Origin of the sequence: Methylotuvimicrobium alcaliphilum 20Z (assembly GCF_000968535.2) — a bacterium.
GTDB lineage: Bacteria > Pseudomonadota > Gammaproteobacteria > Methylococcales > Methylomonadaceae > Methylotuvimicrobium > Methylotuvimicrobium alcaliphilum.
This window is the reverse complement of record NC_016112.1, coordinates 1,442,403-1,459,684: the sequence shown is the minus strand read 5'-3', so window position 1 is coordinate 1,459,684 and position 17,282 is coordinate 1,442,403. Positions and strand designations below refer to the sequence as shown.

Genomic DNA, 17,282 nt, shown 5'->3' with positions numbered 1-17,282 from the left:
CATGGAATCGTTCATTCAAAATCTCGTTGAAACCCACGCAAGGCGCCCAACTCGGCTTTTAGCAATATTACGTGCCGTTCAGGCGCGATACTTCCACATTCCGAACCAAGCCATTCGATTGTTATCCAAGGAATTAAACATTCCAACAACACGCATTATCGGCGTTATCGAATTTTATAGCTTTCTTCATTTAACGCCTCGCGGACGTTACGATATATTGATCAGCGATTCGATTACCGATCACATGCTCGGCAAACACAACTTGATGGACTATCTATCTAACAAACTTTCCGTGTCACCCGGCAGCGTTCGTGAAGACGGCTTGGTTAGCCTAGATAATACTTCATGCACCGGCATGTGCGATCAAGGCCCTGCCGGGCTCATCAATGGCCACGCGATCACTCGACTTGACCGGCCTAGAATCGACGCGATCGCACAATTAATCGACGAACAAATGGCAGTTGAGGATTGGCCCAAGGAATTCTTTGAGGTCGGCGATAACATCTATCAATCCGATTTATTATTGAGCAGTCGCCTTACCGCCGGAGAAGGTCTACAATCGACTTTCGCACGCGGCCTAAAAGAAACACTATCGGAAATCGATCAATCCGGACTCAGAGGCCGAGGCGGCGCAGGCTTTAAAACGGCGATGAAATGGCGATTTTGCGCCGAAGAATCGGAACAAGAACGCTATGTGGTCTGCAATGCCGATGAAGGCGAACCCGGAACATTCAAAGACCGAGTATTACTAAATAGCTATGCCGACCATGTTTTCGAAGGCATGACTATTTGCGCGGCACTTATCGGCGCCAAGCGAGGATTTCTGTATTTACGCGGCGAATATCTTCACCTTTATCACAAATTAGAAAACGTTCTCGAACAACGCCGTCAGAACGGTTTGCTCGGTAACAATATTCTCGGCAAAGGCCTAGATTTCGATATCGAAATTTGCCTCGGTGCCGGTGCTTATATTTGCGGCGAGGAATCGGCACTCATCGAATCGCTCGAAGGCAAATGCGGTATTCCGCGAAACCGCCCGCCCTACCCTGTTTCCCAAGGCTATTTAAACAAGCCGACCGTCGTCAACAATGTTGAAACTTTCGCAGCCACCGCTAACATTGCCTTACACGGGGGCGCTTGGTTCGCAGCTAAAGGCACGGAAAAATCCCAAGGGACCAAAATTCTTAGCATTAGCGGTGATTGCGCACGTCCCGGCATTTACGAATATCCATTTGGCGTTACGATACGGAAAATTCTGGAGGATTGCGATGCCCATGATGTACTCGGCGTTCAAATCGGCGGGCCTTCCGGCACCTTTATTTCCAACCAGGAACTCGATCGCATACTAGGATTCGAGGATTTAGCCACGGGCGGCTCATTCATCGTTTTTAATTCGACACGCAACATTCTCGATATCGTGCGTAATTTCACTGACTTCTTCGCGCATGAAAGCTGCGGTTTCTGCACGCCTTGCCGAGTCGGTACTTCGTTATTGAAAAAACAGCTCGACAAAATCGTCGACGGCCACGGTTCGGCCGGCGATGTGGTTGCACTTGAAGAACTAACTCGCCTAGTCAAAAACCATAGCCATTGCGGCTTAGGCCAAACGGCGGCCAACCCGATCATTCATACCTTAGAGAGGTATCCGGACTTATACCAAAGCCAATTGAAAAAAATCAGTTACGAGCCCGGCTTCGATTTGAACGCTTCCCTTGAAACTGCCAGACGCATGGCAAACCGTAATGATGCAGGGGCACATCTAGCCCAGGTGGAGGAATAGCATGAGCAAAACATTTACCTTGGACGGCAAGCCCATTCCATTCGAAGATGGACAAACCATCATGGATGCCGCTACTGCGGCCGGCGTTTACATTCCGCATCTTTGTCATCATCCGGAATTCACGCCGCACGGCAGCTGTAAGTTATGCAACGTTAATGTCAATGGCCGCACTTGTTCGGCTTGCACATTCCCGGCAACTGAGGGCCAAGATGTATTGAGCGAAACGACCGAAATCAATCAGGACCGCCAAAAAATCACGCAAATGCTTTTCGTCGAAGGCAATCATTTTTGCCCGTCCTGCGAAAAATCCGGGAACTGCCAATTACAAGGGGTCGCATACCATTTGAATATGCTCGACAATCATTTTCCGCATTTTTACGCGGAACGTAAAATGGATGCGAGCCACTCGGACGTCATGATCGACCATAATCGCTGCATTTTTTGCACCTTATGCGTTAGGGCCAGCCAACAAGCCGACGGTAAAGACGTTTTTGCGATTTCAGGCCGCGGTATTAACAAGCACTTGATCGTTAATTCCGAGTCCGGGCAGTTAAAAGACAGCGATATCGATCCCAGCGACCGAGCCGCGCACATCTGTCCGACCGGAGCGATTCTGATCAAACGAACCGGCTATACGATCCCGATCGGACAACGTATTTACGATCATAAACAAATCGATCAAGTCAGCTTGGAAACGGAGCATGAGAGCCATGACTAATAAAATCAGAGTCGCAACCACATCGCTAGCCGGCTGTTTTGGTTGCCACATGTCGTTTCTCGACATCGACGAACGCATGCTGCAACTCGCCGAGGCGGTCGAATTCGACCGTTCGCCGATTACCGACATCGAACATTGCACGAATTGCGACATCGGCTTAATCGAAGGAGGCGTCTGCAATTCGGAAAACGTTCATGTGCTGCGCGAATTTCGTAAAAACTGCAAAACACTGGTCGCGGTCGGCGCCTGCGCCATCAACGGTGGCTTGCCGGCGATGCGCAACTTTATACCACTCGAAGAATGCCTTAGCGAAGCGTACTTAGACGGTATTGGCGTCGAAAACCCGCAGATTCCAAGCGACCCGGAGCTACCTTTATTGCTGGACAAGGTTCGCCCGATTCATGAAATCGTCAAGATCGACTATTTCCTACCGGGCTGCCCGCCGTCGGCCGATGTTTTTTGGAAATTTTTGACCGACCTGCTCGAAGGCCGCGAACCGTCACTGCCTTACGAGTTGGTGCATTATGATTGATGTGTATTCTCGCGCTGAGTTAATTCGAAAGGATTAATTATTTCCCGCAAAGGCGCTGAGAACAGCATTATTAAGATCTCGGCAGTCCACAGGGTTTGCGCGATGAACCCTATCATTGAGCGAACCATGAAATAAATACTGCGCCTCTGCGCGAGTCAATAAAATTATTCGAGAACACTTATGTACGAACATTTAGAAACAGCCGCCAGCCCGGAAAACCTTAAACGTGTCGTGGTCGATCCGGTATCGCGGGTCGAAGGCCATGGCAAAGTCACATTATTGCTCGATGAAAACAATAAGGTCCAACAGGCCCGCTTGCATATCGTCGAGTTTCGAGGTTTCGAACGCTTCATTCAAGGTCGTCCTTATTGGGAGCTACCTGTTTTAGTGCAGCGCCTATGCGGCATCTGCCCGGTCAGTCATCATTTAGCCGCCGCCAAGGCAATCGATCAGCTCGTCGGCATCGACCCGGAAAATCTGCCTCCAGCCGCAACCAAATTAAGACGCTTGCTGCATTTCGGCCAAGTTATGCAGTCCCACGCCTTACATTTTTTCCATTTGTCGAGCCCGGATTTATTGTTCGGCTTCGAAAGCGAGATCGGCAAACGCAGCATCATCGCGGTATTGGCCGAGCACCCTGAAATCGGCGTACAGGGTGTCAAGCTTCGCAAATACGGACAAGAAGTAATCCGCATGATTTCCGGCAAGCGCATTCACGGCACCGGAGCAATCGCCGGCGGCATGAACAAACCGTTATCCCGTGAAGAGCGCGATTATTTGTTGACCGATATCGATCAAATGATCGAATGGGCGGCAGCAACGGTACAACTGGTCAAAAGAGTCCATTGTTCGAATCTGCCTTATTACGACGATTTCGCGACGATACGCAGTAATTATCTGGGCCTCACCCGTCCGGACGGTGCGCTGGAGCTTTATCACGGAGGTCTGCGCGCGAAAAGAGACAACGGCAAAACCATCCTCGACCATGTCGATTATTGTCGCTACAACGATTATATTCATGAAGAAGTCCGTTCCTGGACCTACATGAAGTTTCCTTATTTGTTGTCGGAAGGTAAGGAAAACGGCTGGTACCGCGTCGGCCCACTGGCCCGCGTCAATAACTGCGACTATATCGACACCCCGTTGGCCGAGGCGGCTCGCATCGAATTTAAACAACACGGCGGTGAAGCAATGGTTCATAGCACGCTGGCAACCCATTGGGCGCGCATGATAGAAACGCTACACTGCGCCGAAAGCATCAAAGTCTTACTGAACGACCCGGAAATCATGAGTAACGACCTCGTCGCGCAAGGTGAAAAGCGATTCGAAGGCATCGGCGTGATCGAAGCCCCTCGCGGCACACTGTTTCATCATTATCAAGTCGATGAAAACGACATTGTCACCCGCGCCAATTTGATCGTTTCAACAACCAGCAATAACATGGGGATGAACGAATCGGTCCGTCAGGTCGCTGCTGAATATTTAAACGGTCGCGAATTGACCGAACCGCTATTAAATAATCTAGAAGTCGCGATCCGCGCCTACGACCCTTGTTTATCTTGCGCAACCCACGCGGTCGGAAAAATGCCTTTGCAATTGGAGTTAATCGACGCGGACGGGCAACTCATCGATAAATTAGTTAAACATAGCGATGGTGTTATTACTCCCTTTTAATCGAAAAAACCGTCTAAGGAATATACACAAAATAACTTATACAAGTAGTAGGCTTTGTAGCGGTTTGGTGACTCGCTTGACAGGACGCCGTGAATACGTCCATTTTGTCAATGGCCAACAGAATTGAGCCAGTTTTGGCCATTTAAATTGAGCCACTTTTCCAGGGTTACGATGCTTGATTTAGCTTTGATTTGAGTCGATAACTTTCCCCTCCCAGCATAAAAATGTGTGAATGATGGATGATGCGGTCGACGATGGGTACGGCGACGTTGTCATCGATAAAAAGGCTCTATGTGAAATACAGTGGGTAATCAAATTTCAACTTTCCACATAGGAAGTAAATCATATTAATGAAATTGTTGATGTTGCGATAGCCTCTGGCTCGCCGTTTAGCCAGCTGAATCTTACTATTGATGCCTTCAAGAATGCCGTTACTAATGAGTGATTCCACGAAATGCACAATTCCCGACCAATGTCCTCGAACTGTGTTGGCGAACTTGATAAACGCTGGAATTTTGGCTGCGTCCACCGCATCGCACCATTGCCTCAAAAAAGCCTCCGCTGTCGGTTTGTCGGGCATTTCCCAGAGATCATTGAATAGCACTTTTAAGCGATAAGCTTCGCCCAGCGTGGGGTACAGTTGTATCAGTTCATCCAGCTCTTTTTCTTTTTTGTCGGATAGGTTTTCCCGGTTCTTTAGAAAAGTGTATTTGTGACCTTTCAGAGCATCATGCTCTTTGCGTTCGGCAATGCGCACCTGATTCATGGCCTCGTTCAATAATTTCACAACATGGAATCGGTCAAAGGTAATTTGTGCAGACGGGAATGATTCGGCAGCACCGGCAATAAATGACGGTGACAAATCCATGCTGATTTGCTCCACCTGTTCTTTATCAACACCTTTATCTTCAAGGTGTTGCTGAATACTTTGCAGCGTTGCCTTACCCTTACCTTCGGTGACATGAATTACGCGGGCTTCATCCAAATCAACGCCCAGCGTAACGTAATGATGGCCTTTTTTGGTCGAGGTTTCATCGACGCCCAGCTTGGTTATCATGCTCGGATCATCGGCTGCTTTTGCCTTGCTAATCCAGTGATTAAAGATAGTCCAGATGCGCTGTGGATTGACCTTCAGTATCTCGGCGACTCGGTTGACCGGCATTTCCCGCTCAATCAAGGCTAGCGCTAAGGCTTCGAATAACAGGGTAAAACCACTGCCTGGCCGTGCCCAAGGAACGTCAACAGTACGGACTTTGCCATCGGTCGTGGTAATGCGCGGCACCGCACAATGGAGGTAACAGGTGTGTTCAAAAAAGCTCAAATGTTGCCATTGCCGCTCTACGGTATCATGCACTGGACAGAGGTTATTCGCGTCGTCTAAGAAGCGCGAGCCAGTCACGAAATCGATATGCAGATGAAGTTCGCTACGGGCCAATTCATCTGTAGAAAAGGTCACAGCTTTGACCTGCCAAGGAGGTTGCAGGCCTAAAGCCATGCTGAATAAAGTTTCACTGTTCATGGCTATATTATTGCATTACCCACTACGAATCACATAGAGCCGATAAAAAACTCGCCCCAGTTGGTGAATTCCTTGTTGGTGGTCAGGATCACCGAGCGGTATTCGTACAGCGCATTGATGAGCTGAAACAGGTTGTGCATGCCTTGTTTGTTCATCGGCAGGTATCCTAGTTCGTCGATGATCAGCACATCGAATTTGAGCAGTTGGTTGATTTTCTTTTTCAACTCGCCTTTGAGTTCGGCCAGTTCCAATACCTCCATCAAGCCTAGTGCGGTGTTGAAGCTGACCTTATAACCGGCATCAATGGCTTTCAGGCCGATGCCGATGGCCAGGTGGGTCTTGCCGACCCCGGGCGGTCCGATGAAGACCACATTGTCCCGATTGTCGATAAAGCCGAAGTCGAGCAGACTGTTGACTTCCCGTTTACTGATGGTGGTCTGAAAGCGATAATCGAACTCTTCCAGGCTTTTGAGCAAAGGAAAGCCAGCGCGTTTGCGGTTTTGCTCGATGCGCTTGGCGTTGCGCTGGCGCTGTTCATGTTCAACCAAGCTTTCGGCAAACTGCAGGTAGGAACTTTCATGGGTCTCGGCTTGGCCAAGCAAGGTCGGCAAGTGCTCGGCAATGGCCGTCAGGCACAAGCTGCGGTATTGCCTGGCAATCTGATCAATGGATGGCATGGCTCTCTCCTTGGCCAGCCGAGTGGCCATTCAGGGCACGATAACGGGCCAGCGGACATTCTTGCTTGATGGCGGCAGTGGCCTGCTCTGATGGCGGCATCGATAGGGCATCGCTGTCGTCCGAGCGTCCCACAGACTGCCGCCAGGCCTCCAGTCGTTCTTTCAGGCCGCTGGCCGTTAACCGAGGCGTGTCGATCAGTCGCGTCAGCACCGCTTCGGGAATCGCACCCTGCTGTTTGATCTGCTCGGTCAGCACCTGCTTGGCACCGGCCAGCTGGTCTTTGTAGATTTTCGGCGAGCTGGCTTTCAACAAGGCACATAGCTGAGTCACGACCGCCGGAGACGGCAGCAGTTCATGCAAGTCCTTTTCAAGCGTTTCGATGCGTAGCGACATATCTCGGTAATGATGCCGGTTCTTGATAATTTGCCCCTTTTCCAGACACACAGCATGTTCGGCGATCACTTTGTGAGTACTGAGATCGCTGATCTGGATGACGCCGTTAGCTTCATGCACGGCGACACGGGCGCATTGATACGCCATCGGTACCGAGTATTTATTGGATTGCCAGGCGATCAAGCCGGTTTTATCCGCCTTGCGGGTGATGCGGGCCTGGCTGGCGGTAGCGTCAACACAAGACGGCGTCAGGTAAGCCCGCATATGGCCTTGCTCGTTGGCCGCGTAATGTATCGCCGGTTGTTGGCCGGTGGTGCCGTGTCGCCGTTGATTGGCTATCCCGTCGAGCCAGTCGGTCATATGGGCCTTCAAAGCATCCCAGTCGGTAAAAGTCTCGCCATACAAGGCATTTTGTTTGACGTATTTGACCCCGGCCTCGACCTTGCCTTTGCTTTCCGGATCATAACCTTCACAAGCCCGAATCGTGAAGCCCGCTGCCGTGGCGTACTGATGGAAGCGCTGGTTCAAGCGCAACTCGCGAAACACTTCGCTAATGACCACCAGCTTGGTCTGATCGTACACGCACTCTTGCGGCATGCCGCCGAAATAGCGAAATGCCGCATCGTGCTGGCGAATCAGCATCTCGGTATCAATCGGCTTGGCACAGATCGAAACATGCATCAGACGCGAATACGATAGCACAAACACCATGAAATATACCGTCGTCGCCACGCCGCCAATCATCACATCGCGGAGTTCGCCGCCATCGACCTGGCATTGTTCGCCCGGCACCATGTCCAATACCGGCTCATAATAACGCGCCTGCTTAAAGCTAATCTCTTGCTTGAGAGCCTGTATATAACGCCGTACCGAACGGTCGGAAACGGCCAAATCGTCCACTTTGGCCTTCAGTTTGCGCAGCACTTTGACCGCTGACAAGCCCGGATAGGTTTGCAGCAACTGAATAATGTAGTCGCGGTAATCGTCCAGCTTCTTACCACGGGATATCTCTTCCTGCAGGGCACTAATGTCCGCAGCCGACAGCTTCAGGTATTTGCTCACGGTGTTACGGGAAATACCCAATTGACTGGCAATCTGACGCTCGGATAAGCCGTTGCCATCGTTGTATAACGCTTTAATCTGATGGATCACAATCCACTCCTTCATGACGCTCCCTGGAAAAAATTCAGGGACTCTGTCAGATTTATTGGTATAAATAAAGTCTGAAAAAGTGGCTCAAAATTGTTGGCCATTTCTGGCTCAGTTTAATTGACCATTAACACCATTTAGGCTTGCCAGCGGCTATCCCTGCCGCCGACACCTGTCAATCGAGCCACCAAACCCCCTTCCGACAGTTGTCTAAGTTATTTCATGCTCGCTCCTAAATATAAAAGGTATGGCAAGCGCTGCACCTTTCCTTTAGACAAACCCTAGGCAAAGAGCTACACTCAACATGACAAAGGAATGTCAGCATAATTGCAAGGATGCGACAAACCGTTCCGACATATTGGTTAAGGAGTACAGATTATGTATAGTAAATGGGTCGTGGTAGCAGACAGTAGTAGAGCGCGTTTTTTTTTCTATGAAGGAAAAAAAGAACCGTTGCGCGAACTTGAGGATCTAGTCCATGCCGAAGGAAAACTCAAGACACAAGATGTCGTTTCCGACCAACAAGGCGGGCGAGGCAACGGGGCACACTCGTTTGAACCGGTTACCGATGTCAAGCAACAAGAAGCCATCCGCTTTGCCCAACAAATAGGCGATAAATTGGAACAGGGCCGTGTTAAGAACAAATACAACGATCTCGTTTTAATTGCCGCTCCGGCTTTCCTCGGTACACTGCGCCAAACCCTGAACGACCAAATCATGAAACTAGTCGGCAAATCAATCGACAAAAACCTTGTCGCTCAAGACGAGTCCAATATCCGAAGCTATCTCTAACCGGATAATAATTTAAGCTCATCATACCTGGCCCCGATTTAAATCTAAAACCGGGGCCTACAGCGACTCAAAAAACAATTATTTGAATCGAATATTTTGAAATTTCGCCCCCGGGGTCCGCGTTTCCATTTCAACGATTTCAGACAATTCAACTTTTTGCCTTTCCCCATTATCAATAACCAAAAATTCACGCTTATCCTGCTCAGTCAAGATATCGGTCGCTTTTCCCTCAACTATTCGATGTTCCGTCAGCATTAATTTGACGCGATAGCCGTACATGCAGGCTATTTCGATGTAGTCGTGAAACTCGCAGGCGATCGGTTGATTCTTCATATGATCACTCTTTGTATTTATCTTCAAAAGATCAGTTGAGCGCTGGCGAAAGTGTTGCTGTAGACCGTTCATCCTAAAAAGGAGTTAATTCAATAACTTGTTATTCGTTTTTTAGAACTATCGTTCACCCAAGAGGTTAGCGGGAATATTTAAGTAATCTCTTGTAAAACTTAATGAACTTCATCTGCTTCATGGTTAAACTGCCGAATTTAGGTTCATGCTTCGACCGACTTGCTCAACACGAACGGTCTACAACACAATTCAACTTCTCTTTTTAGATTTATGCAACAAACAAAAAAGCCCCGGTCGAGATAAATCGGCCGGGGCTTTACTTACGTCAAGCGATGAGCTCGAACGGCGATTACATCATGCCGCCCATTCCGCCCATACCACCCATTCCGCCCATGCCACCCATATCCGGCATGCCAGCGCCTTTATCGTCGCTCGGTGCGTCGGCAATCATCACTTCCGTGGTGATCATCAGACTCGCGACAGATGCAGCGTTTTGTAATGCGAAACGAGTGACTTTTGCAGGATCCAAAATACCCATTTCAATCATGTCGCCGTATTCGCCGGTTGCTGCATTGTAACCGAAGTTACCAGTGCCTTTTGCAACTTCGTTCAACACGACTGAAGACTCTTCGCCCGCGTTTTTAACGATTTGACGCAGAGGCTCTTCCATCGCGCGGCGCAGAATGTTGATACCGACATCTTGATCGTGGTTCACACCTTTCAGGCCTTCGAGCGATTTCAATGCGCGAACCAGAGCGGTTCCGCCGCCGGCAACGACACCTTCTTCAACCGCAGCACGAGTAGAGTGCAACGCATCTTCGACGCGGGCTTTTTTCTCTTTCATTTCAACTTCAGTTGCCGCGCCGACTTTGATCACCGCAACACCGCCGGCTAATTTAGCCAAACGCTCTTGCAATTTTTCTTTATCATAGTCGGAAGATGCATCGTCGGCTTGCTTGCGGATTTGTGAAACACGCGCTTTGATGCTTTCATCTGTACCAGCACCGTCAATGATTGTGGTGTTATCTTTAGTGACTTGAACTTTTTTCGCTGTGCCCAAAAGATCCAATTCAGCTTTTTCCAAAGATAAACCGACTTCTTCCGCAATCACGGTGCCGCCAGTCAGAATCGCGATATCTTCAAGCATCGCTTTACGACGATCGCCGAAGCCAGGCGCTTTAACCGCAGCGACCTTAACGATGCCGCGCAAATTATTGACAACCAGAGTCGCCAGCGCTTCGCCTTCGACGTCTTCGGCAATGATCAACAACGGACGACCTGATTTTGCAACGCCTTCCAGTACCGGCAACAAATCACGAATGTTGGAGATTTTTTTGTCGTACAGCAGAATGAACGGATTTTCCAATTCGGCGCTCATGCTGTCTTGATTGTTGATGAAGTATGGAGACAGATAACCGCGATCGAATTGCATGCCTTCGACGACATCCAACTGATTGTCCAGACCTGAACCTTCTTCGACGGTAATGACGCCTTCTTTGCCGACTTTTTCCATCGCTTTGGCAATGATTTGACCCACCGACTCATCGGAGTTAGCGGAGATCGTGCCGACTTGCGCAATCGCTTTGCTGTCTGTGCAAGGTGTCGCCGTTGCTTCGATGGATTTAACCGCTGTAGTCACAGCCAAGTCGATACCGCGCTTCAAGTCCATAGGGTTCATTCCGGCTGCAACTGCTTTCAATCCTTCGTTAACGATGGATTGAGCCAAAACTGTCGCAGTCGTAGTACCGTCACCTGCCACATCGGATGTATGAGACGCAACTTCTTTGACCATTTGCGCGCCCATGTTTTCGAATTTGTCTTGCAACTCGATTTCTTTCGCGACTGAGACACCGTCTTTAGTGATGGTCGGTGCACCGAAACTTTTATCCAAAACTGCGTTACGGCCTTTAGGACCCAAAGTGACTTTTACCGCATTCGCTAAAATATTGACACCTGCAACCATCAGGGTACGTGCGTCACTACCGAATTTAACTTCTTTTGCTGCCATGTTTATTCCTAGATTCTGTGGTTAATGTTAAATACTTAATCAGTTAAAAAGAGACTTTTAGCCCAGAACAGCCATGATGTCTTCTTCGCGCATCACAACGACTTCTTCACCGTCGATTTTGACTTCGCTACCTGAATATTTACCAAATAACACTTTATCGCCGACTTTAACTTCTAACGCGCGAACTTGACCGTTGTCGAGCGCTTTACCGGTTCCTACCGCTAGAACTTCACCTTGACTCGGTTTTTCGGCGGCAGAACCAGGCAGTACGATACCGCCGGCGGTTTTGGTTTCTTCTTCAACACGTTTGATAATCACTCTGTCGTGTAAAGGGCGTATTTTCATCAATATCTCCTAATCGATATAAAAATAAAGTAAATTATTAGCACTCGCTAGTAATGAGTGCTAATAATAATCAGCTTTTGCAGTCTGTCAAGTTCTTTGGCATCATTCGCACCTAAATTGATATTCATCCTCAAAATATGAACGACGACCAACTATTACGCTACAGCCGGCAAATCATGCTGCCGCAAATCGATATCGAAGGCCAGCAACAATTGCTTGGCGCACACGTCTTGATCGTCGGTGCGGGCGGACTTGGTTCACCGGCGTCGATCTATCTCGCGGCAGCCGGCGTCGGACAAATCACTATTTACGATGACGACATAGTCGACCTTTCGAACCTACAGCGACAAATCGCTCACTACACCGACGATATTGGGACGGACAAAGTAATTTCAACCCAAAAGACCTTAAAAAAATTAAATCCGGATACTCAGGTACATATTTTTAAGCAACGCTTGAACGGAGCCTCACTCGATGAAACGGTTCAAAAAACCGATATCGTCCTCGATTGCAGCGATAACTTTTCGACGCGATTCGCGATTAACAGCGCCTGTGTCAAACACCAAACACCATTGGTATCCGGAGCTGCGATACGGTTTGAAGGCCAAGTGTCGGTTTTTACACCGGGATTATATGACAGCCCTTGTTACAACTGCTTGTACTCGGACACGGGAGAAGAGATGCAGAATTGCGCAACCAACGGCGTCATTGCGCCAATTACCGGCATTATTGGCTGCATTCAAGCGCTTGAGGCCATTAAGTTAATTACCGGCGCCGGCGAAACGCTGACCGGACGATTATTATTACTGGATGGTTTGACGATGGAATGGAACAGCATGAAGTTAAAAAAAAATCCGAACTGCCCTACCTGCGGAAAATTAAACCCATCGTAGATCAAAATTCGGCGCCGGGGTAACCGTCAAAGGCCCAGCACCTAAATTCCATAGGTCTTTGGCAATGATTCAAAATCATGGCTTATACCCATCGCACTTCAAATTTCGGCATTGACATATGGAGGCGCTGGGGTGTTCGGCAAAGGCTTTGACAGCAGGGATGCTGTCACAGAGCCTACAGGGAAGTATTTACGGCGTCCTTTGACGGACACCCCGGCACCGAAATTTGACCAGCAAAGGGGATATTTAGGTGCTGGATGAATTATCCAAGACAATAAAGCATGGCAATGGGCTATGGAATTTAGGTGTTGGGTGAATACATCCCTGTAGGCTCTATGCCAGCTTCCTTAAGCAATGCCGAAATTTGAAGTGCGAAAGGTATAATCCTATAAAAAGCATTTCACCATGAAGAATAGAAAGTTAACTCAATAACTTATTACACGTTTGTAGAGAATTTTCGCTCACCAAAAAGGTTAACGAGAATGCTTAGGTAATTTCTTGAAACCCTTCATGAACTTCATGGTTAAACTGCCGAATTTAGGATAATTAGCCAACGGGGTCTGAATACTTACCCCATGAAATAGCGGCATTTATTTTGCTTGGTAATATTGAGCTAGTTCCTTGATTTCCTCGGCAGTCAATTGCTTGCTGAGAATTCTCATACGGCCGAAAATATCGTTGCGCCGCTCGTCTTTTTGGTAGGCTTCAAGGGTCTGCACGAAATAGTCGGCTTGCTGGCCGGCTAACGCTGGAATATCCATTTTTTCTCCCTTACCTTCGGCCCCATGACACACCGCACAAGGCGGCAGAGTCCGTTTGCCGTCGCCCTTCTTGACTAAAAATTCGGCTTTAGCCAACGATTGGCGACTTCCCTGGGGTTTGGGAGTAGGTAACGTACTAAACCAGACGGCAAGATCGGCCATATCCTGATTGCTCAACCCGGTCACCATCGACCCCATCAGCTCATGCTTTCGATGACCGGTTTTATAATCCTGTAACTGTTTATAAGTATACGTCGCCAACTGTCCCGCCAAAGACGGATAATTCGGCACCTGACTCACGCCTTGCTCTCCATGACACCCCGTACAGGTCGCGGATAATTCCTTGCCTTTGGCGGCGTTGCCTTTTTTAACGAAGTTCAACTGCTCCGGCGTCCAGGCGACTTTTGACGCCGGCTCGGCCTGGGCGGCAGTCGAAACGAGAAGACCCGAAAGGGCCGCGACAACCATTTTATTCATGATCAAAATCCCCACGCGCTTGAGCCGAATGTTTTCATAAAAAAGAATTGTAGAATCGGTACACCGAAACTTAGCGCCATCAAACCGGCGATGACTTTATTCCATAGCGTAAAATCGTTCAGATATTCAGGCAGATCGATAACCGGATGAATCGGCTCGGCGTATTCGATTTCGCCTTCGAATACTTCTTGCGAACGGTGCGTCATCGCTAAATTGTAAACAAACAAACACGCGGAACCGAGCATCACCAAACCGCCGAAGATCATCGCCAGCTCATAAGGATCCCAGGCCAGCGTCAACAGCGAGTTATATTCGACACCGGAAATGCGCCGAGGCTGCCCCAACAAGCCGAGCACATGCCAAGGCGTGGTTAAAATCGTCATGCCGATAAACCAAGTCCATAATTGCACCAGCGCCATGTCTTTGGAAAAAAGCGGCTTACCGGCCATGATCGGCCAAAGATAATAAGCAATCGCAAAATACATGATCACGGTCGTACCGGCGAAGATCAAATGAAAATGTCCCGGCACCCAAGCCGTGTTATGAATCATTGCATTCATTGCATAACTGGCATTGACTAGGCCGCCGAAGCCGCCGAGAATCAGCATCAACAAAGACAGAATAACCGACAGCACCATCGGATTACGCCAGGGCAGCGAACCGATCCAACCGAACAACCCCTTGCCGCCGCGCAACCGGCCGGCGATTTCGAGCGATGCAATCACGGTAAAACCGGTAATGAAGGTCGGAAGCGAAACAACGAAAGTCCCGACGCCATGCAGCAATTTCCACCCCTTGGCTTGCTCGGGGTCCATATATAAATGATGAAAACCGATCGGCAACGCAAAGACGATCAAGACCACGAAGGCGGCACGGGCAATTTCATCGCTGAACAAATAACCGCCGGCCTGTTTCGGAACGAAGACATAAAAGGCGGTATATGCCGGTATCAACCAGAAATAAACGATCGGATGCAAGGTCCATGCAAACAAAGTGCGCGCGAGGCCCGGATCGAGCGTGTCCATCCAACCGAGTGCCATCGGAATCAATTGAAAGAGCACTTCCAGCGCGACACCGGCACTAGTCCAAAGCCACAATAGCGCATTGCCGGCGGTTGCAAACATCGCGAGCGGCACCGGCGCGCCGGGATTGGCCTTCTTCCATTCGCGCATCATCATGATCATGATGACGCACCACAACCAGGAACCGACAATCAATAATGTCGCACCGACATAAAACATCCAATGCCCGATAATCGGCGGATAAAACGTATATAAAACCGAGGCTTTACCGGTCAATAGCGGTATTGCCGCCAGCACGGTGCCGAACGACGATATTCCGAACCCGGCCCAGGCCCATTGAGGATTCCAAATCGGCTGTTTCAGACTAGTCGTCGCGACGACATAACCGAAACCCATGATGAAAAATGTCGTTAGCACGAAAGCCATCAATACGCCGTGCGTACTGACCGATGCAAAATACACCGACGGCGATTCGATTGCCGGAATGAAACCGCTCCGTTCCAAGACTTGATACTCGCCCATGAAACAGGCCAAAAGAAACGCGCCGAAGGCGACCCACAGATGGCAGAACGCCAGTTTTTTAGTGACCGCATCAATCATTGTCTTTTCCTCCTTTTGAAGGGGCTTTTCCCGGCGCGGCCCAATGTTCTTTTGCGACAACCGAAACATTGCTCCACATGTGGTCGTGCCCTATGCCGCAATATTCATTACATAGCAGCGGATATTCGCCGGGTTTCGGCAAGGTTGTCGTCACTTGCGCGACATAGCCCGGTACGATCATCGTGCTCATATTCGTCATCGGCATATGCACGCCATGAAGTACGTCCATGCTGACCCAGCGGAATGTCAAAGAAGTATCCGCAGGGACGGTAATGTGTTTCGGATAAAAACCGTAGCGCCCGGCAACCATTCGGATGGTTATATTGCCGCTTTCGTCGACTTGCACACCCAGGTTATCTTCGTCGAATTCCTCGCTCAGATGCAGACTCGCCGAGTCGATGGTCTCGACATGGCTCGGAGCATTAATGCCGTGAAATAATGCGTCGATCAAGATAATGCCGACAAAAAGACCGGCGATGCCGACCGCCGCATAGGCCCATTTTTTTTCAAGAGGATCTATATGCATAAACTCACCACTAATTGATCGCGCCGCGCGGCAAGAATACCCCGTAGTAAAGGAACAGCCATGCGACAACCATGCTTGCGCCGACAGCGATCATCAACGCCCAAGTGCCGACCGGCGAGCTGTTCAGGATTTTTTCACGTTCTTCTTCACTTAATGGTTTCATGGCTTCCTCTTAATTTATTTTTATTAATTTGGTATGAATCGTACGGATATTAGCGGCAAGTAAACGCGAAGGAAACGTTAGCGTCAAGCAGTTTTACAAGTCCCGCGCCGCCCATAAAGCCGCGACCTCGCCCAAATCGCGGCATTGTAGGTGTGATAATTCGCTGGTATAAAGGTCGGCCGGCAATACCGACGGAATATAGACGGTAAAAGCACCGGACGCAGACGCCGCCATCACACCGGCAGTGGAATCTTCCAATGCTAGACAACGAGAAATAGGGATCGACAAGCGTTCGGCCGCGTTCAAGAAAATATCGGGCGCCGGCTTGCCTAGCTCAACATGATCGCGAGCGACAATCGTCTCAAAAACATTGCCGAGACCGGCAAAATCGAGACACTCGAGTGCATTATTCAGGCGACTGTTAGTCGCAAGACCGTAGGGAATGCCGGAATCCTGCAATAACCAAAGCAACGTCAAAAAACCCTTTTTTATGTCGATGCCTTGTTTTTCGACGATGCGATACCAACACACACCGCTCAGACGGTTAAATTCCTGAAGATCGAAAGCATTCCCGCAAAATTCGAGCAAGCGCATTTCGACATCGCGATAATGAAGTCCCGACAAAGACAAACAAAAAGCACTCGGCAGCTGATATCCCATGTGCTCGGCAGCTTGACGCCACGCCATAAAATAAGTGCTCTCGGTATCCAACACCAAGCCATCCAGATCGAATATCGCCCCCTCGACAGCCCTCAAAGCCTGCCGAACGGCATCCGCCTCACCGTTCACCATTCACCTTTACTAAGGAATATGCACAAAATAACTTCTACAAGTAGTCGGCTTTACGCCATTGTGACAAATCGCGGGCTTGATTAATGGCAGCATTACCGCAAACGTACCTACACTC

17 protein-coding genes and 1 pseudogene are annotated in these 17,282 nt (G+C 49.3%); 6 read left to right on the top strand and 12 right to left on the bottom strand.

All coding sequences use genetic code 11. The features are described 5' to 3' along the window. Position 1 precedes the first annotated feature (1 nt). From MEALZ_RS06375 to MEALZ_RS06360, 4 genes are all read left to right on the top strand, one after another. Entirely contained in the window at positions 2-1,780 is a 1,779-nt protein-coding gene (locus tag MEALZ_RS06375; protein ID WP_014147792.1) for an NAD(P)H-dependent oxidoreductase subunit E, read from the top strand. 1 nt (position 1,781) lies between these two features. Continuing rightward, complete coding sequence (locus tag MEALZ_RS06370; protein ID WP_014147791.1) at positions 1,782-2,498, top strand: 2Fe-2S iron-sulfur cluster-binding protein; 717 nt, start codon at positions 1,782-1,784, stop codon at positions 2,496-2,498. Beyond that, positions 2,491-3,030, top strand: coding sequence for an NADH-quinone oxidoreductase subunit B family protein (locus MEALZ_RS06365; RefSeq protein WP_046061026.1), 540 nt, complete (start codon positions 2,491-2,493; stop codon positions 3,028-3,030). The genes MEALZ_RS06370 and MEALZ_RS06365 overlap by 8 nt, the downstream gene beginning before the upstream one ends. Positions 3,031-3,210: 180 nt before the next feature. After that, positions 3,211-4,704 carry a Ni/Fe hydrogenase subunit alpha gene (locus MEALZ_RS06360; protein WP_014147789.1) on the top strand — a complete coding sequence of 498 codons (1,494 nt, stop codon included), beginning with the start codon at positions 3,211-3,213 and terminating at the stop codon, positions 4,702-4,704. 166 nt (positions 4,705-4,870) lie between these two features. On the opposite strand, the pseudogene MEALZ_RS23135 reads toward MEALZ_RS06360, so the two are convergent. The 4 genes and pseudogenes from MEALZ_RS23135 to istA all read right to left on the bottom strand — a co-directional run. Next, positions 4,871-4,987, bottom strand: a pseudogene (locus MEALZ_RS23135) (ATP-binding protein); the annotation flags it as partial. Positions 4,988-4,993: 6 nt separating this feature from the next. Next, positions 4,994-6,223, bottom strand: a complete 1,230-nt coding sequence (locus MEALZ_RS06355; protein ID WP_014147788.1) for an ISL3 family transposase — start codon at positions 6,221-6,223, stop codon at positions 4,994-4,996. A gap of 29 nt (positions 6,224-6,252) precedes the next feature. Next, entirely contained in the window at positions 6,253-6,900 is a 648-nt protein-coding gene (istB, locus tag MEALZ_RS06350; RefSeq protein WP_014147787.1) for an IS21-like element helper ATPase IstB, read from the bottom strand. Then, complete coding sequence (istA, locus tag MEALZ_RS06345; RefSeq protein WP_014146712.1) at positions 6,887-8,446, bottom strand: IS21 family transposase; 1,560 nt, start codon at positions 8,444-8,446, stop codon at positions 6,887-6,889. Before istA ends, istB begins: the two co-directional genes overlap by 14 nt. Before the next feature lie 375 nt (positions 8,447-8,821). Between istA and MEALZ_RS06340 the strand changes: the two genes are divergently transcribed. Beyond that, entirely contained in the window at positions 8,822-9,235 is a 414-nt protein-coding gene (locus MEALZ_RS06340) for a host attachment protein (RefSeq protein WP_014147786.1), read from the top strand. Between the two features lie 78 nt (positions 9,236-9,313). Here the strand turns inward: MEALZ_RS06340 and MEALZ_RS06335 are convergent, their stop codons facing one another. From MEALZ_RS06335 to groES, 3 genes are all read right to left on the bottom strand, one after another. Continuing rightward, positions 9,314-9,568, bottom strand: coding sequence for a Rho-binding antiterminator (locus MEALZ_RS06335; protein WP_014147785.1), 255 nt, complete (start codon positions 9,566-9,568; stop codon positions 9,314-9,316). A 361-nt stretch (positions 9,569-9,929) separates the two neighbouring features. Further along, the gene (gene groL / locus MEALZ_RS06330) at positions 9,930-11,588 is read right to left on the bottom strand and encodes a chaperonin GroEL (RefSeq protein ID WP_014147784.1); all 1,659 of its coding nucleotides are present in this window, start codon (positions 11,586-11,588) and stop codon (positions 9,930-9,932) included. A gap of 57 nt (positions 11,589-11,645) precedes the next feature. Next, a complete protein-coding gene (groES, locus tag MEALZ_RS06325) occupies positions 11,646-11,933 on the bottom strand; it encodes a co-chaperone GroES (RefSeq protein ID WP_014147783.1) in 288 nt (95 codons plus the stop codon). Positions 11,934-12,070: 137 nt separating this feature from the next. Between groES and MEALZ_RS06320 the strand changes: the two genes are divergently transcribed. Then, positions 12,071-12,826: a HesA/MoeB/ThiF family protein gene (locus tag MEALZ_RS06320; protein ID WP_014147782.1), complete on the top strand. Its 756-nt coding sequence runs from the start codon at positions 12,071-12,073 to the stop codon at positions 12,824-12,826. Between the two features lie 590 nt (positions 12,827-13,416). Here the strand turns inward: MEALZ_RS06320 and MEALZ_RS06315 are convergent. From MEALZ_RS06315 to MEALZ_RS06295, 5 genes are all read right to left on the bottom strand, one after another. Further along, complete coding sequence (locus tag MEALZ_RS06315) at positions 13,417-14,064, bottom strand: c-type cytochrome (RefSeq protein WP_014147781.1); 648 nt, start codon at positions 14,062-14,064, stop codon at positions 13,417-13,419. Between the two features lie 2 nt (positions 14,065-14,066). Continuing rightward, on the bottom strand, positions 14,067-15,686 hold the full coding sequence (locus tag MEALZ_RS06310; RefSeq protein WP_014147780.1) for a b(o/a)3-type cytochrome-c oxidase subunit 1: 1,620 nt from the start codon (positions 15,684-15,686) through the stop codon (positions 14,067-14,069). Next, the gene (locus tag MEALZ_RS06305) at positions 15,679-16,212 is read right to left on the bottom strand and encodes a cupredoxin domain-containing protein (protein WP_014147779.1); all 534 of its coding nucleotides are present in this window, start codon (positions 16,210-16,212) and stop codon (positions 15,679-15,681) included. Before MEALZ_RS06305 ends, MEALZ_RS06310 begins: the two co-directional genes overlap by 8 nt. A gap of 10 nt (positions 16,213-16,222) precedes the next feature. After that, positions 16,223-16,375 (bottom strand): hypothetical protein, encoded by a 153-nt coding sequence (locus MEALZ_RS22965; RefSeq protein WP_014147778.1) that lies wholly within the window; start codon positions 16,373-16,375, stop codon positions 16,223-16,225. Positions 16,376-16,468: 93 nt separating this feature from the next. After that, positions 16,469-17,167 carry an HAD family hydrolase gene (locus MEALZ_RS06295; RefSeq protein ID WP_014147777.1) on the bottom strand — a complete coding sequence of 233 codons (699 nt, stop codon included), beginning with the start codon at positions 17,165-17,167 and terminating at the stop codon, positions 16,469-16,471. Positions 17,168-17,282 lie beyond the last annotated feature (115 nt).